Below are 23,996 nucleotides of genomic sequence, written 5' to 3'. Positions count from 1 at the left end.
GTCAGCGCTTGAGGCCAAGTTCGCGGAGTATCTGACCAATCCGTTCCTCGGATTTGGCACGGACATCCGCAAAGGCGACCGGCTTGGAATGCGGCATCGACCAGATCGGCTGCAGGCCGGTGGCTGCCTTGTCGGCGAGCGCGCCGTGTTTCTCGACCCAGCCCTGGAAGAGCTTCTTGTTCGCCGCGCCGTGCTTCTCGTCGTTGGCGAGCATGTGCATGAGGTCGATCGTGTTGGCGAGGTTGCGTTCGTAGTCGGCCTCGGCTGCCGAGATCACCGCAGGCGTTATGAAGTCGTGGTTGGCGGCAGCGATCTGCATCAGGAAGCCTGAGCGGAATGCCTCCCCGACCAGCGGCTCGAAGACGATGTTGATGGCGAAATACTGTTCGAGATAGTCGGTCGCGCCCATGATGGTTTCGACCGCCTCGCGGGTACCTTGCCAGTTGTTGTCCTCGAGCCAGGCCTTCTTGCCAAGTTCGTCGTCCCAGCCGGGAAGGTCCATGCCGATCTCGGCAAGGTAGAGCGTGATGTCCTGGGCAAGCCGCAGCTTGTAGGACGAGTTGGTCAGCGTCGCGTTGTTGATCATCTGGGTGTAGCCGTAACGCTGCGCCTGCATCAGCGAGGTGCCGAGCCCGAATTCGGAGTGCTTCCAGGCGCCGAGCTGCGTCTGCAGAATCTTGACCCAGGCCTTGTCGAAGGTCTTGGGCGCCCCCGACTTGCGGGCGTTGTTGATGACGCTCTGCACCATCGTCTCGATTTTCGACTGGCGCTGGTAGTGCGTGCGTTCCCATTCCTGATCGGGGGCGCGAAAGGCATGCCAGTTGGAGCTCTGCGCAGCAGTGTTCTGCTTGACATAAGCGCCCTTGCCGTCGGCAAAGGAGATGATCCAGTCCTGGATCAAGTAACGCTCCGGGTCAGGCTGCACGTCGACCGTCATGTCTTCGTAGTGCGTGGCGCGCTGGCCCTTCGGGTCGAAATACCGGTACTTCCGGCTGTCGGAATCGGCAAAGATCGCCGCGCCGGCGGCTCCGGATCCGACTGAACTCGAGATAGCTGGCATAGTCTTCACTCCCTTGTTGCAGTTGTGGTTGCAGTTGCGTGGCCGTCCCCTCAGTGGGTCGGCGTAGCACCTGTCGATGTGGTGAACTTGTCGAAGAAGATCCGCTCGGTCTCGAACCCGTTCATGAATAGAACCGGCTGAAGCGCATCAATCATCGGTGGCGGGCCACAGGCATGGACATCGCCCTGCCCGTCGACCGCAAGTTGCTTGAGCTTGGCATCGACACTCTGGTGTACGAAACCGCGTTCGCCTTCCCATTCGGCGTCATCAGTCGCGTGCGACAGCACGGGAATGAAAGTGACATCCGAATGCTGGCCGACCAGCTCGGCGATCCTGTCGAGATAGAACAGGTCGTTGCGGGTCCTGGCACCGTAGAAGAAATAGACCGGACGTTTCTCGCCGCTCTTCAGATGGTCATTGAGGATCGACCAGATCGGCGACATGCCCGAGCCGGCGCCGACCAGGACTAGGGGTCCTTGCCGTTCTTCCCGACGGAAACAGGTTCCGTAGGGTCCGACGACGGTGACTTCGGCTCCAACCTTGATTCCTCCGGAATCGAGTTCTCCAGAGAACTTTCCCTCAGGGTATTTTTTGATGATGAAGCAGAGTTTTTCGGTTTGGTCCGGCGTATTTGCCATGGAGAACGAGCGCGTAATCGTCTCCCCTTTTTCCGTGGTAACCGTGAAGTCGACATATTGCCCCGCCCAGAACTTTATCGGCGAGCCGAGTTCGATCTCGATGCCGCGAATGTCGTGGGTCAGGTGCTCGATCAGAGCAATCCGGCCGTTGAACGTCTTCACGGCGATCGCTTTCGCCAAAATCTCCTCGTCGTAGTTGAGAAGCTCGACTTCCAGATCGGAGTAGGCGATGCAGCGGCACAAAAGGACGTGGCCACTCTCCTTCTCCATGTCGTTCAGCGCGAAAGTCGAGTATTTCAGCATGTCGACTTCGCCTTCGAGCAACACGCTCTTGCAGGCCGAGCATTGCCCTTCCTTGCAGCCGTGCGGCAGGGCGATGCCCTGGCGGAAAGCGGCGTTGAGCACCGTTTCGCCATGCTCGACATCGAATTCGACGCCGACCGGGCTGAGCCTGACCGTGTGGGTTTCCGACATACGGACCTCCAGTGAAAGGAAGGGGCGGGACGAACCCGCCCCCCCTTTGGCCTGATCAGTTGCAGGGGGTGATCGTGAAGCCGGCCCGGTATTCCGCCAGGTGCTTTTCACGATCCGCGGGTGACATGGCACGCAGCGCGTTGAGCGGCGACCCGAGCTTGTTGCCTCGCACGTCGTCCAGCGTCCACATCTCCTTGTCGGCGAAACGCATATGCGGCTGCGGGACCAGCGTCTTGCCGTCGGAGCGGACGAAGTTCAGGTCCTTGATGGCATCGGCCAGATCCCAGCCGTCATAGAGCGTCTCCCATTCGCGCTTGCCGCTGAAGCGGCCCATCGCGGGTGTCGGACGGCCCTGATATTCGTCGGCGAACGCCACGGTGGCAGTCCACTTGTCGAGTTCGTGGGCGAAGGTGTGCAACTGGCCGTCGATCTCGCCGACCACCATATCCTCGCGGATCAGGCAGGGAACAAGGCAGGACCAACAGCGATGTGGATAGACGTAGCCGACGTCGCTGTTGAACAGCAGTACCTTCTCGCCCTTGTGGCTGAGCTTGGCGTACCATTTCCAGAAGTCGCCGAATTCGGCGTACCAGCCCGGATATTTGTGCTCGAACCACTCGAAGTCCTTGTCGGTCTGGGCTTCGATGCGCCAGAAGTTGACCGGCCAGCCGACCGCGAAGAACTGTCCGACCTTGTGGACATAGTTCTTCTTGGTGATGCGTTCCCAGGCCGCCTGGACGTCGTCGTGATGGACCTTGATGCCGTATTTCTCGAGCGGCAGCATGTAGGTGCGGTAGTAATCCTCATAGATCCAGCGGTGCCACATTTCCGCGTAAGACTCCTTGTTCTTGTCGCGGTTGGTGGTGCCGTATTCGATGAAGGTGCCGATGGCCGCATCGACGATCGCGTGGTTCTGCCAGAAGGCATAGCGAAGGTCGCGCTCGAGCAGCAGATGATTTTCCGGCTCCTTGAGAGCCGCCATCAGCAGTGAGTGGCCATTACCGATATGCCGGCTCTCGTCCGACTGCACCGACAGGAAGACGGTCGGCAGCGCATAGTCGCCGTTGCGGGCGGCTTCCGAAGGCATGGCGACAAAGAGCGTGTTGGTGAAGGCGGTTTCGGCCACCACGGTCAGGTACATGCAGGCGGCAGTCATGGTGTCGCCGGTGATGAAACCTTCCGCGAACTGCCGGCCGATAGTCGTGGCGTAGCATTTGCCGAAGGCTTCCTCGGTGATGTCGAAGCCAGCCGGATCGATGTAGTTCTCCATGTACCATTTCTTCAGGTTCATCTGGATCGTCGAGTGCCGGAACTCGTCGATCATCTGCATCGTGAAGCCGGTCCTGAGTTCCTCGCCAGGGGCGATACGGGCGACCATCGCCATCGAGCGGGCAGCCGAAATTTCCGGGAAGGGAATGATCGCCAGAAAGAGTTTCATCCACTCGACCCAGCGCGGTTCCACATTGCGGAACATGTCGCCGCGCAGCGCCGCATCCAGCGCGCCGTAGACCCGGTTGTCCTTCTCTTCCTGCATCGGGAAGTAGGACCGCAGGACCTGCTTCATCGGGTCGCGCGGCGTCTTGTTGATCTTGTAGTCCGTCGGAAACGTCATCGCTTCCTGGACGTAGGAAGGATTCCAGCCGAGATCGGCAATCTTCTTGGTTGCCTCGCCGACGGAGATTCCGCGTTGCGAGGTAATCTTGTTGAGCGTCAGAGACGTCATGGTCATAAGCCTCCACCAGGTTTGAGCCGCAGGTCCCTTGACCCCCGGCATGGAGCGGCGCACAGCACCGCTAGTGAGAGTGCGAACGGCACGACAAAGGGTTGCGCAGTCAGGCGCGACTCATGGTCCGGCCATTCAAGTGGATCGTGGCAAAGGTTCTCGAGGCGTCTGGCAGGGACCGCGGAGCCAACCGCATATGCGATGGGCGTATCGAAGCGAGGTGACCTGCTTCCTCCGTTCCTTCGTTCTTTTGGCACCGCGTCAAAAGCGCGATGGGCTTCTTGTGGAAATATATAAAGCAAGCGCCGTGCCAACTTGAAAATGGCGCCCGTGCCTGACGCTAAAAACAAATCGCCGCCCTTTCGGCACATGAAGAGGACGGCAACTGTAACGTTCTTTTACAGTTGTAACGTACGCATGTAATATTTAATATCTATTCGCAATTGCGATATATCAAGTTAGCATTCGCAGCAAATTTGAAAAACACACATCATCTATTTTATTCTTCTCCTTTCTCTACTATTTGAGGGCGATGGCTCACGGACGGGCCTCGCACTGGAGAAAAACCGTGGCGAACGACAAAGACAGCCGGAGGCAGCCCGAGCCAATGTCCAGCCAGGCTGATGGCGTCACCGGCGATCTTGTCAGGCTGATGCCCAGTGACCTGGTCTTTGTCATGCGCTTTATGGGCGAGAGCCAACATCGCCTCCAGAGCCACTTCCAAGACTTCATCCGGGCCGAGCTTGCCGCCGGCGGCGTCACCACGGAAACGCATCCGATGATCCATCTGTTCATCGAGAACCATGCGATCCTGTTGCGCGACTTCGTGTTTTCCGGCGTTTCACTGTCGCGGCAGTTCCGCGTCGAGGAGATCGAGCGCCTTACCGGCGATACGACATCGATGATCCGTGTCGACATCTGGGATCAGCTCAAGAGCCACATCGAAACGGCCGAAAAACAGTTTCAGTCGCAGGCCGGCACATTGCCCAAATTGCTATCGGCTTTCGAAAAACCACCGGACCGACGGCTGGGACCGAAAAATGATGGAGGATCCGATGGGGCAAACTACCAGGCGTGACATGTTGCTCGCCCGCCGGCTCGATCTTGTCGCCAACGTCTCCGCGCTGACTGCCGACGCGCTGCGGCTCGATCAGAAACGCGCCGGTATCGAGATGGAGGTGCTGCGCCTGGAACTCGAAATCGGCATGAGCGGCGCCAGCGCGCAACTGGTGCAGGATTTGCATGAGGCGGAGGAGAGAGCCGCGGCGGTCATGCAGGAAGGCGCGAGGTGCGAGCAACGCATCGCCGCCGCGGAAGCCGACGTCGAGGACGTCGACCGCAGCCTCGCGGCGACGGTGGGTAACTGACGAAGGGAATGGTCATGAACCAGCACGCGATACAGAACCTGACCTTGTTCGACCTGCTGGCGCGAAGCTGGCGTCGCCCGTCGGCGATCGCCAACCTGCGCTTCAGCGCCGATGGCTCGGCTGTCGCATGCACCAGCGTGGACGGAACGGTCGCCATAGCCGCGGTCGCGGACCAGGAGCCGCCGGAATCGCGGATCAGGGTGAGCGGCGATCTCGGCCAGACGACGATCCGCCCGCGGGAGAAGCCACCGGCACCATTGATCGCCACCGCTGCGTTGGGGGATGGAGACGTCCCGCTCGCCAGCTATTTTTCCTTCGGCTTCCTCGTTGGAACGGCGGCTGGCGAAGCGGTGCATCTGGCCGCGGACGGCAATGTGATGGAGACGCTGGTCAAGATCGACGGGCCGGTCGTCGCCGTCGACCACAACCCCCGGACGGCCATCACAGCCGTCAGCAACGGCCAGGATGTCTTCCTGGCACGCGGCCAAGGCGATGCAGTACGACTGCGACACGATGCGACACCGTCCACGGATGCGCTAGCCTTTTCGCCAGGCGGAAGGCGCCTAGCCTGCGGCCGGGATGATGGACTATCGATCTGGGCGGTCGACGGCGACGCTACCCCGATACGCGACGTTTCTTTTTCGGCGCGCCCGGTGTCGATCCGCTGGAGTGGCGATGGCACATGGCTGGCCTGTGGGCTCGAAACAGGCGGCTTTGCCCTGGTCAGCATGACCGATGATCGCTATGGCATCGTCGCGGGATTTCCATCGCCGGTCAGGACACTGTGCTGGAGCCGGCCGGAGCATGCGCTGTTTGCGTCGGGCGCCTTCCGGATCGCCGGCTGGTCAATGACGGCTCCGCCACTTGACGGCGACACCTCGGGCGCGCTGGAGACCGGCCGAGCCGGGCTGGTTCCGGTCGAGACAGTGGCTCCGCACCCGGAGAAAAAACTGATTGCGGCCGGCTATGCCAACGGCCGGATCACCATCGCCCAGATCGGCGCGCGAGACGAACTCCTCGTCAGGCCGCTGGGCAGCGCGGTGACCGCGCTTGTCTGGTCCGGCGACGGACGCCATCTAGCAGTGGGCGCAGCCGACGGCACCGCCGCGATCGTCACCTTTCCCGCACAGATGTTCAAATAGCAAAGGCAGGCCGCATGCAAAAGGAGCACAAAATGCAAACCGAACCCACCCCCGAGGACGAGAGCAAGGACGAATTCTTCGAACGGCTCGCCAAGCTGTCGGAAGAAATGGTGGCCAAACACGGCAAGGATTTCAGTATGGGCGCATTGGTGCTTGCCGCCCGCTGGATTGCCGAAAACCGCGTCGGCCAGCTGAAGACCAACTAAACTCACGACCAATCAATGCGCTCGAAAAGCCAAAGCTCCGAAGGAGCTTGAGGCGGAGTCTCCGTACAGGTTTTGCGCTGGGCTGGCTGTGTATGCCATTCCTTCAGATTGCGACTTACCCTGGTCGAGGCTCACCCAGGCGCGACTCAATCCAGCGCTCGCAGATGCCGCAGGTATCACCCTACAGTCGGTGCGCTGGCGATCGGCGCAGGTACCAGTTGCGCCGTAGTCATTGATGGCCGTGTCCATCACGGAGCGCATGGGGAGCCTTAGTTATGAGCGCACCACCAGAGGCACCAGACCCTCATGGCGGTGGTCGAGATAACACACAACACGGTCGCCAATGCGCTCGAAGATGAGATCGACTTTCGCCTCGCCGATGGCCAGGTGGCGGATAACGATGTTGTCGATGCCGATCGGCAGCCGCGGGCGTTCGACGGTGATTTCGCGTTTCCAGCCGTCAACCCGAATGCCCAGGCAAGCCTGCAGCATCATGAAAGCGGCGCCAGCCGACCACGCCTGCGGCAGACAGGCGACCGGGTAGGCCACCGGTGAATCGCTGGCGGCACGCGTAAAGCCGCAGAACAGCTCTGGCAGCCGCATATTGAAACGGACCGCCGCCTCGAACATACCGCTCATCAGCTTCACGACGCTGTCGCGCTCGTGATAGCGGGCGAGACCGGAGGCGCAGAGCGCGGTGTCGTGCGGCCAGATCGAGCCATTATGATATGACATCGGGTTGAATGGGATCTCGTCGTCGGCCAGTGTGCGAACGCCCCAACCGCTATGGAGATGACCAGAGAGCAGCTGGGTGGCGACTGACTGAGCCCGTTCCGCCGACGGCAGCCCGACGTAAAGCAGGTGACCGGCATTGGACGTGCGAACCGCGCATTGCTTGCCTTCTCCGTCGATTGCCAAAGCATAGAAATCGCGGTCCGGCATCCAGAAATGCGTCTCCACCGCCTGACGGATCCTCTCTGCCAGGGCGCTCCAGTGCGCCGCCTTTGCGTCGTCGCCGCGCCTGGCGGCCAGCGCCGCCATTCCCTGATATGCGGCGAAGGCATAACCTTGCACCTCGACCAATGCGATCGGTCCTTTGGGGATCGTGCCGTCGGCATGGAAGATGGCATCGGAACTGTCCTTCCAGCCTTGGTTGAACAGACCCGTGTCGGCCGCCCTGTTGTAGGTTACAAAGCCTTCCCCGTTGCGGGCTCCGACCTCTTCCATCCACGCAGTGGCAGCGCCCAGGGAGTTCCACATGCGATCGACGAACGCCTCGTCTCCGGTGCGATCGGCGTAGGACGAAGCCAGATAGACATAGAGTGGCGTGGTGTCGACGCCGCCATAGTAGCGGCCGAACGGCAGCTCGCGCAGCACGGCCATTTCCCCCTTGCGGGTTTCATGCATGATTTTGCCAGGCTCCGCATCGTCGAATACAGAGGTCTCGGTCGATTGATAGTGGGCAAGGAAGGCCAGGACCCCACGAGCAAGGTCCGGATTGAGCCAAAGCATCTGCAAGGCGGAAATGACGCCGTCGCGGCCGAAAGCCGTCGAAAACCAAGGGATGCCGGCATACGGGTATGGCCCGGTCTCCAGATCGGTCGTCAGCAGCGCGATGTCGGCGCGTGTGCGTGTCAGCCAGTCATTGAACACGCGCCCGGAGCTGAAGATGGTGGCGCCCTGCCGGCGCTTTGAGCGCATGGCGAAGCGGGCTCGCGCAGCGGCCGCGCGAAAGCGGTCGCTGGAGGGGGTTTCTTCGCTGTGGCCGACCTCCAGGTACAATGCTCTGCTGTCACGCCTTGCCACGACGATGAGGAAATCGGCGTGATCGGGGTGCACCTGATCGGGCTTGATCGAGAATGCGATGACCGATTGACGAGCCACATTGTCGAGGCCTTCATATCGGAACGTTACGCTCGCCTCGCCGACCAGTGCGTCATGCGCGCGACCGCGGCGGCTACGCGTAGTGCCGCGCACCTCGAACATGTCACGGAAATCGGCGTCGAAGTCGAGCCGGACCGGCAGAACCACCTCGCGCGCGGAGTAGTTGGTGAACTTGATGCGTTCGAACATGCGGTCCTGCCAGATGAACCGCGTCCGATCGACGTGGACGACGCCCGGCAATGCTTCGCTGCCATTCGGCCCGATAGTGGCTAGATTGGTAAGATTGGCGGTGAATAGGATGTTGTCCTGCGACAGCGAGGCGCCGAGCAGCGACGGCATCCGGCCGCCAATGAACAGACGGAAGCGCGACAATACACGCGTGTCGTCGCGGAAAAGCCCGTCGCCGGTGCCGCGTATGTCGCCGTAGCTGTCTGCGACGACGAAACAATCCTCGTGTTTCAGCGCAAATTGCCGATGCGGCTCGCGCGGTGCCGTTTCGTCGATTGCCGGCAGCGCCACGGCTGGATCAATCTTGCGGTCTTCGAGTTGAGTGGTCATGGTCAACCTCCCGTTCAGAAGCGACCAAGGCGGCTCAGGCGCTGATCCGAGCAGCCGAGCCGTCTCCTTGCTCGATCAGGTAGACATACTCATCATTGCGGCATTTTTAGCGCGCTTGTTTTGAGAACCAAGTGCGGTCGTTATGTCGTCCGAGAGCGAGCCATAGATCGCTGCATAGTCGCGGCACATGCGCTCGACCGTGAATCGCTCTTCAAAAGTCCGTCGCACCTGTGCACGATCGAGGCCGTTTATCCGCCGTACCGCGTCCACAGCTTCGTCGAGCGTGTCGACGATCAACCCGGACACGCCGTCGTCGACGACCTCCGGAACGGCGCCGCGCCTAAACGCTATCACAGGCGTGCCACAGGCCATCGCCTCGATGGTTACGAGTCCGAAGGGTTCCGGCCAGTCGATGGGGAATAAGAGCGCTGCCGCATTACCCAAAAAGTCTGCTTTTTGCCGTTCGTCGATCTCGCCGATGAATTCCACGTTCGAATGTCGAAGCAATTGGGGTTCCACCCCCTCTTTCCAATATGATTGGTCTACCTTGTCGATCTTGGCGGCGATCTTCAGCGGCATACCGGTACGCGATGCGATTTCAATGGCCGTTTCCGGCCCCTTTTCCGGTGAGATGCGGCCGAGGAATGCGAGATAGCCCGAGGCTTTCGGGCGAAAAGGAAGAAGGTCGCGTGGCAGCCCGTGGTACACCGTGCCCGCCCAATTCACCGGCGGCATGGGCCAGCGTTGGTCGTAGGAAATCGAGACCAGCGGAATGTCATCGAACATCGCGTAAAGCTGCGCCAGGTCCGGGAGGTCGAGCCGTCCATGAAGTGTCGTAACGGTTCGCTGGGCAAAGTCCCGGAGTACGGGGAAGTGAAGAATATCGATGTGAAAATGCAGCACATCGAATTCATCGGCCCGCCTGCGCACCTTTTCAAGCATCGTCACGTGGTGGGGAATGTCGTGCCGAACCCTGGGATTCAGGCGCAATGCAATATCGCAACACGGGACCAATTCGGCAGAGGTGCGTGAATCACCGCTGGCGAACAAGGTCACGTCATGCCCCTGTCGAACAAGCTCCTCAGTCAGATATGAAACTATCCGCTCGGTCCCGCCATAGGTCCGCGGCGGCACGGCTTCGGTAAGGGGGGCGATCTGAGCAATTTTCATCTGCAACACTTCTCGAAAGCGAAGGTCATCCTCCAAAAAGCTCCGACGGCAATCCCCTTCCTCGCGTTCATTGCAGTGCGGTCCTCCCGGGCCAACTCTCGAAGGGTCGATATGTTCCCGGCGGGAACAATCGCTGCGTCAGGCGAGTTCAACTAGGGACCAAAGGAGAACCAGAATGGCTACGAAGCTTCAGGACACAAAAGCCGTCAAGGGATCGAGCAGCGAGCACGGCGGCAACCGCGCTGGCAATCACGACAAGAAGGACAAGCCGCAAAAGAGCAGCCAGGCTGCCGGCAAGGATCCAAGGCGTGGCAAGGACTAACCGACGCCCTGCCCCGGAGGCGGACAATAATGGCTGCGACCATCGAGAGGAGTGACACATGGCAAAGACAAACTTGTCTGCGAAAACCAACCAGCCTGTATCGGGAAAGAGGGCAAGCGGCAGCGACAAGGCCAAGCAACCGGCCAAGGGCGGCGCCCAAGCCAGGAACGCCCAGGAATGGGGCGGCGGATCGAAAGCGTCGAAAGGCAAGATCACCCGGGCAGACCGGGAAAACCCCAACTCAAGCCAGCGCAGCTAAGCTTTTCGCATTCATCTAATCAGTCGGCCCAATCAGTCGGGGCGGAATTTCGAACTGCTCGGCCGGATGGGTTCGGATTGGGGTTGGGTTCGGATCCCGGCACGTCTCGCCGGTCGTTGGCGCCGCTTCGACATTGCAATTCGAAAATGATCGAAGGCTCCGTGCCACGGCGCCGGTAATTGCGGCCTTGACGCGATGTGCATTAGGTCGTTTGTTGCGGGCGGAAGTGCCACGGGAGGAAACCATGGAAGTCACCCCGGGGGCGGATGGCCTCGCAGCGCGGTTCCACGTTTTCACGCCGATGACCGGCGAGGGCTGCCGCGCATGAATTCCGGGGCGATCCTCGAAGCGGCGGGATTGACTAAGGAATTTGGGGGCTTTGTCGCCGTCAACAATGTCGACCTGACGGTGGAGCGAGGATCGATCCACGCGCTGATCGGCCCCAACGGAGCAGGCAAGACGACCCTCTTCAACTTGCTGACCAAATTCCTCCAGCCAACGCGCGGCGCGATCCGCTACCAGGGCCGCGACATCACCAGGATGCAGCCGGCCGACATCGCGCGGCTGGGCCTTGTGCGCTCCTTTCAGATATCGGCGGTGTTTCCGCACATGACGGCTCTCGAGAATGTCCGCATCGCGCTGCAGCGCCGGCGCGGCGACAGTTTCGATTTCTGGCGCTCCGAAACAGTGCTCTCCAGGTTCAACAGCGAGGGTGCGGCGCTTCTCGCCGATGTCGGCCTGACCGCGTTTTCAGACATCCGCGCCAGCGATCTGTCCTACGGCCGCAAGCGCGCGCTTGAAATCGCGACGACGCTGGCGCTGAACCCTGAAATGCTGCTTCTCGATGAGCCCATGGCCGGCATGGCGCAGGAAGACATCGAGCGCATCTCGGCGCTGATCCGGCGCATCGCCAAGAACCGCACCATTTTGATGGTTGAGCACAATCTGTCGGTCGTCGCCTCGCTGTCGAACCGCATCACTGTGCTCGCTCGCGGCAAAGTCCTCGCCGAAGGCGACTATGCTGCCGTTTCCAAGGATCCGCGCGTTATCGAAGCCTATATCGGGGCCGGACATGCCTGAAGTTGAACTTGCAAGCAGGCCGGCTGCTGGCCCCTCGACGAGACCCCTGCTTCGCGTCGATGGCCTGCAGGGCTGGTACGGCGAGAGCCATGTGCTTCACGGCGTCAGTTTCGAGGTTGGCGAAGGTGAAGTGGTGACGCTGCTCGGCCGCAATGGCGCCGGCAAGACGACAACGCTGAAGGCGATCATGGGAATTCTACCCAGGCGCTCCGGCTCGGTCACCTATGAAGGTCGGGAAACGATCAAGCTGCCGTCGCGGTTGATCGCACAGATGGGCATCGCCTACTGCCCCGAGGAACGGGCGATCTTTTCCAGCCTCTCTGTCGAGGAGAATTTGATGCTGCCGCCGCAGGTGCGCCCCGGTGGGCTCACCGTCGAGCAGATTTTCGAGCTCTTCCCGAACCTGAAGGAACGGCTTTCGAGCCAAGGCACCAAGCTATCGGGCGGCGAACAGCAGATGCTCGCCATCGGCCGGATCTTGCGGACGGGCGCCAAGCTCTTGCTGCTCGACGAGCCGACCGAAGGGCTTGCGCCGGTCATCGTGCAGCAGATCGGCCGCACAATTGCCCGGCTCAAGGACGAGGGATTCACGATCGTGCTCGTCGAACAGAATTTTCATTTCGCCGCGTTGGTCGCGGACCGTCACTACGTGGTGGAACAGGGGCGCGTGATCGACACCATCCCCAACCACGAGCTCGACGCCAACATCGACAAGCTGCACGCCTATCTCGGCGTCTAGACATCATCAACGGCGCGTTGCGCCGCAATCGGAGGGAAGTAGCGATGAAAAAAATGGGATTTGTCCTGGCTTCGACGGCGAGCCTGCTGATGGCCGGCGCGGCCTATGCCACAGATGTCAAGATCGGCGTTCTGAATGACCGTTCCGGCATCTATGCAGACATCGCTGGCGAAGGCTCGGTCATCGCGGCCCAGATGGCGGTCGAAGACTTCAAGGCGACGGACAAGGGCATCAATGTGTCGATCGTCTCCGCCGACCACCAGAACAAGCCGGACGTCGGCTCGAACATCGCCCGCCAGTGGTACGACACCGAAAATGTCGACGTGATCGCCGATGTGCCAACCTCGTCGGTGGCGCTCGCCGTCAACGAGATCACCAAGGAGAAGAACAAGATCTTCCTCGCCTCGGGTCCGGCCTCGTCCGACCTCACCGGCAAAGCCTGTTCGCCCAACACCGTCCACTGGACCTACGACACCTGGGCGCTTGCCAACGGCACGGGCTCGGCCATGGTCGCACAGGGCGGCGATAGCTGGTTCTTCGTCACAGCCGACTACGCCTTCGGCCACGCGCTCGAGCGCGATACGACGGCGGTCGTCGAAGCATCGGGCGGCAAGGTTCTCGGCGCCGTCCGTCATCCTTTCCCCGGCCAGGATTTTTCGTCCTTCCTGCTGCAGGCGCAAGGGTCGGGCGCCAAGGTCGTCGGCCTCGCCAATGCCGGCGGCGACACGATCAACGCGGTCAAGCAGGCGTCGGAATTTGGCATCACCCAGGGAGGCCAGGCGCTCGCCGCCCTGCTGATGTTCATCAACGACGTGCATGCGCTTGGCCTCGAAGTGGCGCAAGGCCTCGTGCTCACCAGCGCGTTCTACTGGGACAAGAACGATCAAACGCGGGAGTTCTCTGCCCGTTTCCAGGAGCGGAATGCCGGACAAAAGCCTTCGATGATCGAGGCCGGAGTCTACGCTTCTGTCCTGCATTACCTTAAGGCCGTCGAGGCCGTCGGCGACAAGGATGCGGCCAAGGTGATGGCCAAAATGAAGGAAATGCCGACCGAGGATCCGCTATTCGGCAAGGGCACCATCCGCGCCGACGGGCGCAAGCTGCACGACATGTATCTGTTCCGCGTCAAGAAGCCGGACCAATCGAAGGCTCCATGGGACTATTTCGAGACGGTAGCCACCATTCCGGCCGACAAGGCGTTCCGCCCGCTCGCCGAAGGCGGCTGTTCGCTCGTCAAGTAAGCGAGCCTCGCCAACGATGCGCCGAACAGCTCGGCGCGTCGTTTTGTCGATAAGTCAGCTGGAGCGACCATGTTCGAACTGCTTGGAATTCCGCCTCAGGTCCTGTTCGGGCAATTGCTGCTCGGGCTGATCAATGGCTCCTTCTATGCGGTTCTGAGCCTCGGGCTGGCGGTCATCTTCGGTCTCCTGAACATCATCAATTTCACGCATGGCGCCCAGTACATGCTGGGCGCCTTCGGCGCCTGGATGCTGCTCAACTATCTTGGCGTCGGTTACTGGTGGGCTGTGTTCATCGTCCCGCCGATTGTCGGCGTCACCGGCATCGTGCTTGAGCGCGTCCTGATCCGACGGCTCTATCACCTCGACCATCTCTACGGGCTGCTTCTCACATTCGGCCTGGCGCTGATCATCGTCGGCTTCTTCCGCCAGTTTTTCGGCGTATCCGGCCTGCCGTACCCGCCGCCGCCGCTTCTGAACGGCGGGTACAATCTCGGCTTCATGTACCTGCCCAATTCGCGCGCCTGGGTGATCGTGGCTTCCCTCGTCGTGTGCCTCGCGACCTGGTTCATCATCGAAAAGACCCGGCTTGGCGCCTATCTCAGGGCTGCGACCGAGAACCCGACCATGGTCGGCGCGTTCGGCATCAACGTGCCGCTGCTGGTCACACTCACCTATGGTTTCGGCGTCGCACTCGCGGGTTTCGCCGGCGTGCTCGCCGCGCCTATATATGCTGTCAATCCGAACATGGGGGCAGACCTGATCATTGTCGTCTTTGCCGTCGTCGTCATCGGCGGCATGGGCTCGATACTGGGCTCGATCCTCACCGGCTTCGGGCTTGGGCTGATCGAGGGCTTGACCCGCGTATTCTATCCGGAAGGCTCGGCGGTGGTGATCTTTGTCATCATGGCGCTCGTGCTGCTGGTCAAGCCCGCGGGTCTGTTTGGACGGAGTGTGTGATGACAACCGACACCAACCCGATCGCTATGGCGGCCATAACGTCGGTCGGCGCTGCGGGCATGCCCCGTCATCACCTTGCGATCTTCGCCGCGCTGTTCGTCTTCCTCGTCGCCGCGCCATTTCTGCTCTATCCGATCTTTGTCATGAAGGTGCTGTGCTTCGCGCTGTTTGCCTGCGCCTTCAACCTGTTGCTCGGCTTCGGCGGTCTCCTATCCTTCGGCCACGCGGCCTATTTCGGCATGGCGAGCTACGTCTCGGCCCATGCGGCAAAGGTGTGGGGCCTGACGCCTGAACTTGCCATTATCGCGGGCACGCTGGTGGCAGCCGTGCTCGGTCTCGCCATCGGCTCGCTCGCCATTCGCCGCCACGGCATCTATTTCGCCATGGTGACGCTGGCTTTTGCGCAGATGATCTATTTCTTCTCGCTGCAGGCGGCGTTTACCGGCGGCGAGGACGGCATCCAGGCCGTGCCGCGCGGCCATCTGTTCGGGCTGATCGACCTGCGTTCGAGCGAAGTTCTCTATTTCTTCGTGCTCGCCATCTTCTTCGCCGGCATATTGCTGATCTATCGGATCATCCATTCGCCGTTTGGCCAGGTGTTGAAGGCGATCCGCGAGAACGAGCCGCGCGCGATCTCGCTGGGCTATCGGGTCAACCGCTACAAGCTCGCCGTATTCGTGCTGTCGGCCACGCTCGCCGGCGTCGCCGGCGCAACCAAGGCCATCGTGTTCCAGTTGGCGTCGCTTACCGACGTCTACTGGACGATGTCCGGCGAAGTCGTGCTGATGACGCTGTTGGGCGGCATGGGCACGGTGTTCGGACCGATCGTCGGCGCGGCAGTCATCGTCACGATGCAGAACTACCTCGCCACATTCGGCGACTGGGTCACGATCGGCCAAGGCATCATCTTCGTTGTCGCGGTGCTGTCGTTCCGGGAAGGCGTCGTTGGGGTCCTGGCAAAATGGATGCGAAAACCGCTCTGACCGGATTGTGAAACCTAAATTTCGGATGATCCTGATCCACGGTCGACCAAGTGGGGCCGCAGCGACACGGCACACAGCGTGGTCAGCATCCTCAACTAGGCAGATTTCTCATCGGATGCGACAACCAGCAGTTCGAACGTCACGCAGACGGGGTTAGCGTCGCGGCGAAGGCGACCTGAGCTTATCAGACCGTCCATGCCGACCAGCGCGATGTCGAGCGTGCAACGACCGGAGCGCACGGCGCCGTCCGTGACGAGAACTTCCGTCGCATAGGAGGAGACCGCCGAGCCGTCGTCGAAATCCGCGCCGGCCAGGCTGCCGATGCCCTGGATCGAGGCGTGGTCAAAGCCGTGCCGTCGGCAAAGTGCTTCGATCGCCTGGCCGATATCCTCGTTGGGCCTTACCGTGCAGATGGCGGCGCGGCGGCCGCGGCGCTCACCCAGGAGCGGAGCCCTGATCGGCGCGAAAAGGCGAAAATTCGTCTCGGCGTCGTCGCGCACGTCGAACAGCGCGCCCTCGATACCCCAGGCGGTGACCTCAACCGGCTCCGCCAAGCGCGAGTCGAGCGGCAGGAGATGGCCCATGCGGCGCACGCCGTCGGGGGTGCGCCAGATGCCATGGCAATGAAAAAATGCCCGCTCGTCGCGCCGGCCGGCGACGAGGCCCGCATCCTCGATGACCGTTATGCCTTCCGGTGCGAATGTATCGCTGTACCACGCGGCGTGCGTGCCATCTGGAGAGGCGGCGGGGACGACGTAGCGCATTGGGTCAACCCGCGCGTTGCGCAGGCGGATATATCCGCTGCTGAATCCGGCGACCGCGAGGGCCTGCGCCACGGCGTCATTGATCGAGCTGCCGGCTTCAAGCCGCAGCGTCAGCGGCTCTGCGGCGCAGGGCATCGCTGCGAAACGTTCCGATGCGATCGGACCGGGATGGCGGATGCTGCGCATCGGAGCCATCTCAGGCGACAAGGCCGGCATGGATGAAGCCGCCATCGACGGCGAGAATCTGGCCGTTGATGTAGCTGGCCTCGTCTGAAATCAGGAAAGCCACCGCTCCCGCGATCTCGCGCGGCGTGCCGTAGCGGCGCTGCGGCACGCGCTCCAACCACTGCCGACGAACATCCTCGGTGTGGACAGCCTGCGTCAACGGCGTTTCGATCGGCCCGGGTGCGACGGCGTTGACGCGGATGCCATCGACGCCGAGCTCATTGGCCATGACGAGCGTGAGCAGATTCTGACCGCCCTTCGATGCGCCGTAGGCGCTGCGGCCCTTGTTGCCGCAAAGACCAGAAACAGAGGTGATATTGACAATCGCCCCCGGCAGCTCCCGTTCAAGCCAGTAGCGCGCCGCAGCCCGCGAGACAATGAACGTTCCGGTGAGGTTCACGTCGACAATCCGGCGGAAATCCTCGACGCTGGTCTCGACCGACGGCCGGTCCATCGCTATGCCGGCGCAGTTCACGACCGCGGCGAGGCTGTGCGCGGCGGTGATCCGGCCGATGGCCTCGTCGACAGCCGCTTCGTCGACGACGTTGCAGACGATGCCGCGTTCCTCGCTGAGGCCGAGATCCGTGCAGGCCGAACCCAGCGCTGGCGCGGCGAGGTCGAGGAGGAAGACCTCGAAGCCGCGCTCGGTCAGCAGGCGCGCCGTCTCAAGGCCGATGCCCGATGCGCCGCCGGTGATCGCCACGGCGCGGCCTTGGTGGCTGCTGTTCATCGCCTGCTCCTCATGCCGAGAGCTTCGGCTCGGACGGTCCCAACTCGCCGCGGCGCTCCAGCTCTTCGCGAATCAACTTCTTGGCGATCTTGCCATAGGCCGATTTGGGCATCGTCTCCCACCACACGAAGCGCTTGGGCATCTTGTAGCGGGCGAGCTTGCCTTCCAGCCAGCGCTCAATCGCGATGGTTTCGCGCACAACGCCGGCGCGGGCGACGCAAACCGCGACGCCGACCTCGCCCCAGACGGGATCGGGAATGCCGAGAACGGCGGCTTCGCTGATGTCGGGATGGAGCAGGATCTTCTCCTCGATCTCGCGCGGATAGATGTTGGAGCCGCCGGAGATATACATGTCGGACGAGCGGCCGGTGATGTAGACGAAGCCGTCCTCGGACATGTGGCCCAGATCGCCGGTGCGGAACCAGCCGTTGCGGAACGCTGCGGCGTTGGCTTGCGGGTTGTCGTAATAGCCGGCGAAGACTGCAGGCCCGATCACGCAGATTTCGCCGGTTTCGCCCGGCGAGACGGCATTGCCGGCGTCGTCCTGGATCTCGACCTGCATGGCTGTGCGCTCGAAACCGCAGGTTCCGATGCGCGCTTGCGGGCCATCCTCGACGGAATGATAGGAAGGAGGCTGCACAGTGATATTGCCCGTGACTTCCCCCAGGCCAAAATACTGGACCAGAACCGGCCCGAGCTTCTCGAGCGCCCGCTTCTGGTCGTCGCGGTACATCGGCGCACCGGCATAGATGACATAGCGCAACGAGGAATGGTCGAACCGGTCGACGCTGTCGTCCTCGACCAGCATCTTGAGGATGGTCGGCACGGTGAAGGCGTTGGTCACCCGCCATTCTTCGACCAGCGCCCAGACCGTCGGCACGTCGAGCTTGTCGGTTGGCAGCAGGATAGACTTGGCGCCGTGCGCCACCTGCACGAGTTGATGAATGCCGGCCCCATGCGACAGCGGCGCCACCACGATCGAGGCGTCGTCGCGCGTCGTGGCGGGCATCAGGTCGCACAAATGATTAGTGATGACAAAGCCCATCTGGCCATGCGTGAGCACGGCGGCCTTTGGCCGGCCGGTCGTGCCGGAGGTGAAGAAGAACCAGCAGGGATCGTCGCGATCGACGGCGACGCTGGCAACGGTCCGGCCGGCAAAACGGGCGGCGACGGCGTCGTAGTCATCGCCGAAGTCGGCCGCGCCGATCGACAGGACGAAGTCGATCCCGGGGGCTGTTTCCCGGCAGGCAGCAGCATGAGCCGGGAAGCCCGCGCCGCAGATCAGGCCACGCGCGCCGCTCGCCTTGGCGAGGTAGGCGACTTCGTCCGGCGACTGGCGGTAGTTCGCCGGCACCCAGACGGCCCCGAGCCGGAAGCAGGCGAACATAGATTCGAACATCTGATTGCAATTGGCCGACTGGACGAGGATTCGATCGCCCTTTGTCACGCCGAACGCGTCGCGGAGTGCAGCGGCCATCGCGTTGACGCGCGCTTCCATCTCGCGCCATGTCCACTGCCGCTCGCGCCAGACGAAGCCAATATCGTGCGGATTGCGGCGTGCCGCCTGGGTCAAAAAATGCGAGAGGTTCATGACGCGCGTGGAGGAAGGCGTCACGCCGCCTGCAGCCATGGTCATGACTTCGCGCGCTCCAGCGAAGACACGTAGACGAAGATGGCGGCGACGTCGCAGGGCTCGACACCGGCATGAGCAAGCGTGGACGCCGCTGCCGTCGCCATCAACTGCCCGGTGTTTTCCAATTCCGACTTTCCTAACGCGGAATGCGCCCGTCCGTCGGTGTGAGCCTCCGTCATTGTGACAACCTCCTGGTGCGCGGCTTTAAAGTGGGGTGCTCGCGCACATGCGCGCGCGAGGCGAACATCTGGGCAAGCCGTTCCTCGACGCGCTTTGCCTCCAGCATGAGATATCCGACGAGTTCGATTTGCCTCGCCGGCTGCATCCGGCTGTCGATCGCCGCGATCGACAGCGCGCCGACTGGCCGTGCGTCGGCGCTGCGAAGCGCAACCCCAACGCCCCAGGAATTGGCGACGATGCGGCCGGGATTGAGCGAATAGCCGTTGGCGCGCGTCCTCTCTACATCGCGCCGGATCTGCTCGACCGGCAGCATTGGGTAGTCGGATTTGAGCACCGCGTCGTTGGCGGCAAGCACCGCTTCCACTTCCTCGTCGGGGAGTGCGGCGAGCATGGCGAGCGAGCCGGCGCCGACGCCCAGTGGATGCTCGAAGCCGGCCTGCAGCGCGTGGGTTCTGACCGGATAGGTCCCCTCCTCGCGATAGAGGCAGACTGAGTATGTGTCGCGGCGGACCGAGAGGAAGCTGGCATCCTCAGTCTTCTTCGAAAGGCGCAGCAGACTTTCCATCGAGACCTGAAGCAGGCCGAAACGTCGCGAGGCGAGGCTGCCCAGCACGTAGGCCTCCTCGCCGAGATAATAGCGCCGCGTCGTCTCGTCCTGCTCGATCATTCCCGCGCGCATCAGCGCCAGCAGCAGGCGGCGCGTTGTCGGCTTGTTGAGCCCACTTTCCTCGACGATATCGGAGAGCGAAACACCGCGGTCGGCGTGCCGGCCGACCATCGAAAGAAGGCTGAGCGCCCGGTCGACGCTCTGCGAGCCGGTCTGATCGCGGTCTGGGGGCGGCGCCATGTCCATGGTCAGCGGAGCTCGCAGACGGCGCAGCTTTGGCCGCCATCGACAGGCAGGCAAACGCCGGTGACGAAGCGCGCCTCCTCGGAGGCAAGAAACACGGCCGCCGCAGCGACGTCCCACGCTGTTCCCATCCTGCCCATCGGCACCATGGCGTTGCGGGCGGCCACCATCTCGTCAGCCGAGCCGTATTGGCTGGAAATCTGCTGATAGATCATCGGCGTGTCGATCAGGCCCGGCATGATGCAGTTGGCGCGAATACCTTGCCGGGCATATTGCATGGCCAGCGCCACAGTGGCCTGGTTCACCGCGGCCTTGGCCGCATAATAGGCGAAATAGGGATAACCGACGTAGCGTATCGCGGCGAGTGACGAGATATTGACGATCGCACCGCCGCCGCCCTTGAGCATATGCGGCAACACCGCCTTGGCGGTGCGGTAGACCGATCCGATATTGAGATCGAAGGCGGCCTGGAACGCGTCCTCATCGAGTTCAATGGGACCGCCCATATGGGTCACGCCCACGTTGTTGTGCAGGATGTCGATGGCGCCGAACGCCTCCATTGCCGCCGCTGCTGCCAGTTCGACTGAGGCCAGATTGGTCACGTCGGCCGACAACGCGATCGCCTGGTTGCCTTCGTCGCGGATGATTTCAGCGGTTTCAGCGGCGGCCGCCGCAGCGAGATCGACGCAGGCGACGCGCGCGCCTTCGCGCGCGAAGGCGACCGCGGCTGCCTTGCCGTTGCCCCAGCCGGGTCCGGACGACCCGGCGCCAAAGACGATTGCGGATTTTCCCCTGAGCCGGTCGACCACCATGGAATTCCTTACAAAAATCGCGGCAGTTATCGGGCGGTTGAGCCACATGCCCTGCCCGCCCGGGAACTGCCCTGCGCTCAGGTCAGGCTGGCGCCAACAGCCTTTTCCAGGATGGCCCAGGCTTCGTCGCCGTACTTGCCCTTCCACTCGGAGTAGAAGCCGGCGTCCTTCAGCGTCTGCCGGAACGGGGCCGCATCCGGATGGTTGATCTTCATGCCCTTGGCGGCGAGCTCCTGCTCAAGCGTGGCATTGAGCTTGGCGACGTCCTCGCGCTCCTTCACGCCGGCCTCGTTGAGGTTCCTGGCGACGATCTCGCGCATGTCCTGCGGCATCGCCTCCCAGGCCCGCTTGTTGGCGAGGAACCAGAAGCCGTCCCACATGTGGTTGGTGACCGAGCAGAACTGCTGCACCTCGTAGAGCTTGGCCGTCGAGATGATGGCGAACGGGTTTTCCTGCCCGTCGACAATCTTCGTCTGCAGCGCCGAATACACTTCGGCGAAGTTGATGCTGGCCGGCGCCGACTTGAAGGCGGTGAACATCGAGGTCCAGAGCGGGCTGACCGGGACGCGAATCTTGAAGCCTTCGAGGTTAGCGGGCGTCTCGATCGGGCCGACGGAACTGGTGATCTGGCGAAAGCCGTTGTCCCAGATCTTTTCCATGACGACCAGGTTCGATTTCTCGATCTCGCCGCGCACATATTTGCCGAGGTCGCCATCCATCGCCGCCCACACGGCGTCGTAGTCCGAGAAGGCAAAGCCGATGCCGCTGATCGAGGCATTGGCGACGAGCGTGGAAAGGATCAGCGGCGACAGCGTGAAGAATTCGACGCCGCCCGAGCGAACCTGGCTCAGCATGTCGGTGTCGGCGCCGAGCTGGTTGCTGGGGAATATCTGGATGGCGACGCGGCCGCCGGTCTCCTCGCGGATCTTCTCGACGGCTTCCTGCGCGCGCAGGTTCATCGGGTGGGTGAGCGGCAGGTTGTTGGCGTATTTGTAGTTGAACTCCGCCGCCTGCGCCCCGGCATAGCGGATGGTGCTCACGAGCGGGATGGATGCGGCTGCGCCAATCATCAAGCTGCGGCGGGTGATGGTCATCGTGTTTCCTCCTGGTTGAATCCGAGTGGCTAGAGATAGGCTACCGACAGCGCCGGGACGGCGGCGATCAGCAACAGGCCGGCAAGCAACGCACCGAGGTAGGGCCAGATGGCGCTCATAGCCTCGTCGGGCGAGACGTCGCCGATCTTGCAGGCGATGTAGAAGCCGATGCCGATAGGCGGCGCCATGAGTCCGATGTTCATCGCCGTCACGACGACCATCGAATAGTGCACGTCGTTGATGCCCAGCCGAGCGGCGATCGGAAACATGATCGGCGCCATCAGAACGATCGCTGGCAGACCTTCAAGGACGCAGCCGAGAACCATGAAGACGGCGATGGTGACGAGCATGAAGGAGAACCAGCCTCCCGGCAGGTCGGTCATGTAGATGGCCAATTGGTTGGCGAAGCCGGTTTGCGTCAGCGCCCAGGCCATTGCCGAGGCGGTGCCGAGAATGAGCAGGATGGCGCCGGACAGCGCCGCCGTCTCGACCAGCATGGCGTAGAATTTCTTCGCGCCGATGCCGCCATAAAACAAGGCGCCGATGACCAGCGCATAGAGCACGGCGATTGTGGAAACCTCGGTGGCGGTGGCGACGCCGCCGCCGACGGCGCCGCGGATCAGGAAGGGAAGCACCAGTGCGGGGGCGGATAGGAGCAGCGTCTTCCAGACGAGCGAGAACGGAGCGCGATGTACGCCTTCCATGCTTTCGCCCGAAGCCTTCCAGCGCGCGAGCACCGCAAGGACGAGCAACAGAACCACGGCGATGATGAAGCCGCTGGTGAAAAGCGCGGCGATCGAAACGCCGGCGACCGAGCCGAGCACAATCAGCACGATCGATGGCGGCACCGTATCGGCCATCGCAGCGCCGGTTGCGAGCAACGCGATCATCTCCTTGGGCTTGTGGCCGCGACGCTTCATTTCGGGGAAAAGTGCCGGAGCGACAGTCGCCATGTCGGAAACCTTCGAACCGGAAATGCCCGAGACGAGGAACATCGAGCCCAGCAGCACGTAAGACATGCCGGCCTTCACATGGCCGAGCAGCGACGCCATGAATTCGACGATCGCCTTGCCCATGCCTGTCGCGTCGAGCACACAGCCGAGCAGGACGAAGATCGGCACCGACAGCAGGATGAGGCTCGACATCCCCTCGTCGATGCGGCCGACAAGCACGATCATCGGCACGTGCGTGCTGAAGGCGATGAAGGCGATCGTGCCGACGCCGAAACAGAAAGCGATCGGCACACCGAGCAGAAGGCAGACCGCCACCACGCCGACGAGAAAGATGACGATGTTGGCGTAGCCGAGCGTGAGGAACAATGGCGAAAGCAGCCAGCCGACCACGGCCAGTGCGGCAATGACTGCGACAGCGGCGGCCAGGTTGGCGAGCGTCGCTGCGCGGATCGCGTGGCCCACGGCGATAACCGACATCAATGCCAGCCCGGCGACAATTGCCGAGGCGCGGAAGCTCATCGGAATGTTGAGCGCTGCCGAGGTGACGTACCACTCTTCCTGTACATACTGGCTTGCCGGCACGATCAGCGCGAGCAGCACCGTTGCCACGACGAGCAAAGCGAGGGCGTCCACGAAGTGGCGGCCGCGCTCGGGGATCAGGTTGAGGAAGATGGTAAGACGCAGATGCTCGTTGCGGTCGATGGCGATCGCCGAGCCGAGCATGGCGAGCCAGAGAAAGGAGATGGAGGCGGCCTCATCGATCCAGACGATCGGCAGCGATAGTACGTAGCGCGAGATGACGCCGGCGAGCAGCAGACCGATGACGAAGACGAGCAGGATCGAGGCCACCGCCTCGACCGGCCACATCAGCCGTGACCCTGGCCGCGCATCCAGCACCTCGGCCGGCGTATCGATGATCATCGTGTTGTTGCTGGCGGCTGCCATGCTTCAA

At 62.3% G+C, this 23,996-nt stretch carries 24 protein-coding genes; 11 read left to right on the top strand and 13 right to left on the bottom strand.

Annotation, left to right across the window (positions count from 1 at the left end; translation table 11 throughout):
- Position 1 precedes the first annotated feature (1 nt).
- Genes AC0L3D_RS16245 through AC0L3D_RS16235 form a run of 3 tightly spaced genes read right to left on the bottom strand, consistent with a single transcriptional unit; the run spans position 2 to position 3,901 of the window.
- Entirely contained in the window at positions 2 to 1,060 is a 1,059-nt protein-coding gene (locus AC0L3D_RS16245; protein WP_023799650.1) for an aromatic/alkene monooxygenase hydroxylase subunit beta, read from the bottom strand.
- Between the two features lie 50 nt (positions 1,061 to 1,110).
- Positions 1,111 to 2,172: a 2Fe-2S iron-sulfur cluster-binding protein gene (locus AC0L3D_RS16240; protein WP_473645045.1), complete on the bottom strand. Its 1,062-nt coding sequence runs from the start codon at positions 2,170 to 2,172 to the stop codon at positions 1,111 to 1,113.
- Between the two features lie 55 nt (positions 2,173 to 2,227).
- Entirely contained in the window at positions 2,228 to 3,901 is a 1,674-nt protein-coding gene (locus AC0L3D_RS16235; RefSeq protein WP_023799652.1) for an aromatic/alkene/methane monooxygenase hydroxylase/oxygenase subunit alpha, read from the bottom strand.
- Between the two features lie 562 nt (positions 3,902 to 4,463).
- Between AC0L3D_RS16235 and AC0L3D_RS16230 the strand changes: the two genes are divergently transcribed.
- From AC0L3D_RS16230 to AC0L3D_RS16215, 4 genes are read left to right on the top strand one after another with little or no spacing between them, the layout of a single operon-like run.
- Complete coding sequence (locus tag AC0L3D_RS16230) at positions 4,464 to 4,973, top strand: hypothetical protein (protein ID WP_473626571.1); 510 nt, start codon at positions 4,464 to 4,466, stop codon at positions 4,971 to 4,973.
- A 1-nt stretch (position 4,974) separates the two neighbouring features.
- On the top strand, positions 4,975 to 5,262 hold the full coding sequence (locus AC0L3D_RS16225) for a hypothetical protein (protein ID WP_473645043.1): 288 nt from the start codon (positions 4,975 to 4,977) through the stop codon (positions 5,260 to 5,262).
- Positions 5,263 to 5,276: 14 nt separating this feature from the next.
- A complete protein-coding gene (locus AC0L3D_RS16220) occupies positions 5,277 to 6,404 on the top strand; it encodes a WD40 repeat domain-containing protein (protein WP_473645041.1) in 1,128 nt (375 codons plus the stop codon).
- Between the two features lie 32 nt (positions 6,405 to 6,436).
- Entirely contained in the window at positions 6,437 to 6,610 is a 174-nt protein-coding gene (locus tag AC0L3D_RS16215) for a hypothetical protein (RefSeq protein WP_167366274.1), read from the top strand.
- A gap of 273 nt (positions 6,611 to 6,883) precedes the next feature.
- On the opposite strand, the gene AC0L3D_RS16210 is transcribed toward AC0L3D_RS16215, so the two are convergent.
- Complete coding sequence (locus AC0L3D_RS16210) at positions 6,884 to 9,052, bottom strand: amylo-alpha-1,6-glucosidase (protein ID WP_473645039.1); 2,169 nt, start codon at positions 9,050 to 9,052, stop codon at positions 6,884 to 6,886.
- Between the two features lie 75 nt (positions 9,053 to 9,127).
- Positions 9,128 to 10,222: a glycosyltransferase family 4 protein gene (locus tag AC0L3D_RS16205; RefSeq protein WP_473645037.1), complete on the bottom strand. Its 1,095-nt coding sequence runs from the start codon at positions 10,220 to 10,222 to the stop codon at positions 9,128 to 9,130.
- 175 nt (positions 10,223 to 10,397) lie between these two features.
- On the opposite strand from AC0L3D_RS16205, the gene AC0L3D_RS16200 reads away from it, so the two are divergent.
- From AC0L3D_RS16200 to AC0L3D_RS16170, 7 genes are all read left to right on the top strand, one after another.
- Positions 10,398 to 10,544 (top strand): hypothetical protein, encoded by a 147-nt coding sequence (locus AC0L3D_RS16200; protein WP_473645035.1) that lies wholly within the window; start codon positions 10,398 to 10,400, stop codon positions 10,542 to 10,544.
- 58 nt (positions 10,545 to 10,602) lie between these two features.
- Entirely contained in the window at positions 10,603 to 10,803 is a 201-nt protein-coding gene (locus tag AC0L3D_RS16195; protein ID WP_287177729.1) for a hypothetical protein, read from the top strand.
- Positions 10,804 to 11,127: 324 nt separating this feature from the next.
- Entirely contained in the window at positions 11,128 to 11,883 is a 756-nt protein-coding gene (locus AC0L3D_RS16190; protein ID WP_287061335.1) for an ABC transporter ATP-binding protein, read from the top strand.
- Positions 11,876 to 12,622 carry an ABC transporter ATP-binding protein gene (locus tag AC0L3D_RS16185; protein ID WP_473626562.1) on the top strand — a complete coding sequence of 249 codons (747 nt, stop codon included), beginning with the start codon at positions 11,876 to 11,878 and terminating at the stop codon, positions 12,620 to 12,622. The genes AC0L3D_RS16190 and AC0L3D_RS16185 overlap by 8 nt, the downstream gene beginning before the upstream one ends.
- Positions 12,623 to 12,675: 53 nt before the next feature.
- The gene (locus AC0L3D_RS16180) at positions 12,676 to 13,863 is read left to right on the top strand and encodes an ABC transporter substrate-binding protein (protein ID WP_413468402.1); all 1,188 of its coding nucleotides are present in this window, start codon (positions 12,676 to 12,678) and stop codon (positions 13,861 to 13,863) included.
- Positions 13,864 to 13,932: 69 nt separating this feature from the next.
- The gene (locus AC0L3D_RS16175) at positions 13,933 to 14,820 is read left to right on the top strand and encodes a branched-chain amino acid ABC transporter permease (protein WP_023799665.1); all 888 of its coding nucleotides are present in this window, start codon (positions 13,933 to 13,935) and stop codon (positions 14,818 to 14,820) included.
- On the top strand, positions 14,820 to 15,803 hold the full coding sequence (locus tag AC0L3D_RS16170) for a branched-chain amino acid ABC transporter permease (RefSeq protein WP_473645033.1): 984 nt from the start codon (positions 14,820 to 14,822) through the stop codon (positions 15,801 to 15,803). Before AC0L3D_RS16175 ends, AC0L3D_RS16170 begins: the two co-directional genes overlap by 1 nt.
- A gap of 95 nt (positions 15,804 to 15,898) precedes the next feature.
- On the opposite strand, the gene AC0L3D_RS16165 is transcribed toward AC0L3D_RS16170, so the two are convergent.
- From AC0L3D_RS16165 to AC0L3D_RS16130, 8 genes are all read right to left on the bottom strand, one after another.
- Positions 15,899 to 16,753: a PCC domain-containing protein gene (locus tag AC0L3D_RS16165; RefSeq protein ID WP_473645031.1), complete on the bottom strand. Its 855-nt coding sequence runs from the start codon at positions 16,751 to 16,753 to the stop codon at positions 15,899 to 15,901.
- 10 nt (positions 16,754 to 16,763) lie between these two features.
- On the bottom strand, positions 16,764 to 17,522 hold the full coding sequence (locus AC0L3D_RS16160) for an SDR family NAD(P)-dependent oxidoreductase (RefSeq protein ID WP_473645030.1): 759 nt from the start codon (positions 17,520 to 17,522) through the stop codon (positions 16,764 to 16,766).
- 10 nt (positions 17,523 to 17,532) lie between these two features.
- A complete protein-coding gene (locus AC0L3D_RS16155; RefSeq protein ID WP_473645029.1) occupies positions 17,533 to 19,158 on the bottom strand; it encodes an acyl-CoA synthetase in 1,626 nt (541 codons plus the stop codon).
- Positions 19,155 to 19,334, bottom strand: coding sequence for a hypothetical protein (locus AC0L3D_RS16150; RefSeq protein WP_128167876.1), 180 nt, complete (start codon positions 19,332 to 19,334; stop codon positions 19,155 to 19,157). Before AC0L3D_RS16150 ends, AC0L3D_RS16155 begins: the two co-directional genes overlap by 4 nt.
- Positions 19,331 to 20,182, bottom strand: a complete 852-nt coding sequence (locus tag AC0L3D_RS16145) for an IclR family transcriptional regulator (RefSeq protein WP_473645027.1) — start codon at positions 20,180 to 20,182, stop codon at positions 19,331 to 19,333. Before AC0L3D_RS16145 ends, AC0L3D_RS16150 begins: the two co-directional genes overlap by 4 nt.
- An 8-nt stretch (positions 20,183 to 20,190) precedes the next feature.
- Positions 20,191 to 20,994: an SDR family NAD(P)-dependent oxidoreductase gene (locus tag AC0L3D_RS16140; protein WP_473645061.1), complete on the bottom strand. Its 804-nt coding sequence runs from the start codon at positions 20,992 to 20,994 to the stop codon at positions 20,191 to 20,193.
- Between the two features lie 80 nt (positions 20,995 to 21,074).
- Positions 21,075 to 22,091 carry a TRAP transporter substrate-binding protein gene (locus tag AC0L3D_RS16135; protein WP_287182598.1) on the bottom strand — a complete coding sequence of 339 codons (1,017 nt, stop codon included), beginning with the start codon at positions 22,089 to 22,091 and terminating at the stop codon, positions 21,075 to 21,077.
- Positions 22,092 to 22,120: 29 nt separating this feature from the next.
- Positions 22,121 to 23,965, bottom strand: a complete 1,845-nt coding sequence (locus AC0L3D_RS16130; protein WP_473645059.1) for a TRAP transporter large permease — start codon at positions 23,963 to 23,965, stop codon at positions 22,121 to 22,123.
- Between the last annotated feature and the right edge of the window lie 31 nt (positions 23,966 to 23,996).

This window comes from Mesorhizobium sp. WSM4837 (assembly GCF_055811435.1).
The sequence above is the reverse complement of the archived record's forward strand: the minus strand, read 5'-3'. Positions and strand labels throughout refer to the sequence as shown.

Coding starts and splice junctions, on each gene's coding strand:
- AC0L3D_RS16245 (WP_023799650.1), bottom strand. CDS start 1,060: ATGCCAGCTATCTCGAGTTCAGTCGGATCCGGAGCCGCCGGCGCGGCG.
- AC0L3D_RS16240 (WP_473645045.1), bottom strand. CDS start 2,172: ATGTCGGAAACCCACACGGTCAGGCTCAGCCCGGTCGGCGTCGAATTC.
- AC0L3D_RS16235 (WP_023799652.1), bottom strand. CDS start 3,901: ATGACCATGACGTCTCTGACGCTCAACAAGATTACCTCGCAACGCGGA.
- AC0L3D_RS16225 (WP_473645043.1), top strand. CDS start 4,975: ATGTTGCTCGCCCGCCGGCTCGATCTTGTCGCCAACGTCTCCGCGCTG.
- AC0L3D_RS16220 (WP_473645041.1), top strand. CDS start 5,277: ATGAACCAGCACGCGATACAGAACCTGACCTTGTTCGACCTGCTGGCG.
- AC0L3D_RS16215 (WP_167366274.1), top strand. CDS start 6,437: ATGCAAACCGAACCCACCCCCGAGGACGAGAGCAAGGACGAATTCTTC.
- AC0L3D_RS16210 (WP_473645039.1), bottom strand. CDS start 9,052: ATGACCACTCAACTCGAAGACCGCAAGATTGATCCAGCCGTGGCGCTG.
- AC0L3D_RS16205 (WP_473645037.1), bottom strand. CDS start 10,222: ATGAAAATTGCTCAGATCGCCCCCCTTACCGAAGCCGTGCCGCCGCGG.
- AC0L3D_RS16200 (WP_473645035.1), top strand. CDS start 10,398: ATGGCTACGAAGCTTCAGGACACAAAAGCCGTCAAGGGATCGAGCAGC.
- AC0L3D_RS16195 (WP_287177729.1), top strand. CDS start 10,603: ATGGCAAAGACAAACTTGTCTGCGAAAACCAACCAGCCTGTATCGGGA.
- AC0L3D_RS16190 (WP_287061335.1), top strand. CDS start 11,128: ATGAATTCCGGGGCGATCCTCGAAGCGGCGGGATTGACTAAGGAATTT.
- AC0L3D_RS16185 (WP_473626562.1), top strand. CDS start 11,876: ATGCCTGAAGTTGAACTTGCAAGCAGGCCGGCTGCTGGCCCCTCGACG.
- AC0L3D_RS16180 (WP_413468402.1), top strand. CDS start 12,676: ATGGGATTTGTCCTGGCTTCGACGGCGAGCCTGCTGATGGCCGGCGCG.
- AC0L3D_RS16175 (WP_023799665.1), top strand. CDS start 13,933: ATGTTCGAACTGCTTGGAATTCCGCCTCAGGTCCTGTTCGGGCAATTG.
- AC0L3D_RS16170 (WP_473645033.1), top strand. CDS start 14,820: ATGACAACCGACACCAACCCGATCGCTATGGCGGCCATAACGTCGGTC.
- AC0L3D_RS16165 (WP_473645031.1), bottom strand. CDS start 16,753: ATGCGCAGCATCCGCCATCCCGGTCCGATCGCATCGGAACGTTTCGCA.
- AC0L3D_RS16160 (WP_473645030.1), bottom strand. CDS start 17,522: ATGAACAGCAGCCACCAAGGCCGCGCCGTGGCGATCACCGGCGGCGCA.
- AC0L3D_RS16155 (WP_473645029.1), bottom strand. CDS start 19,158: ATGACCATGGCTGCAGGCGGCGTGACGCCTTCCTCCACGCGCGTCATG.
- AC0L3D_RS16150 (WP_128167876.1), bottom strand. CDS start 19,334: ATGACGGAGGCTCACACCGACGGACGGGCGCATTCCGCGTTAGGAAAG.
- AC0L3D_RS16145 (WP_473645027.1), bottom strand. CDS start 20,182: ATGGCGCCGCCCCCAGACCGCGATCAGACCGGCTCGCAGAGCGTCGAC.
- AC0L3D_RS16135 (WP_287182598.1), bottom strand. CDS start 22,091: ATGACCATCACCCGCCGCAGCTTGATGATTGGCGCAGCCGCATCCATC.
- AC0L3D_RS16130 (WP_473645059.1), bottom strand. CDS start 23,965: ATGATCATCGATACGCCGGCCGAGGTGCTGGATGCGCGGCCAGGGTCA.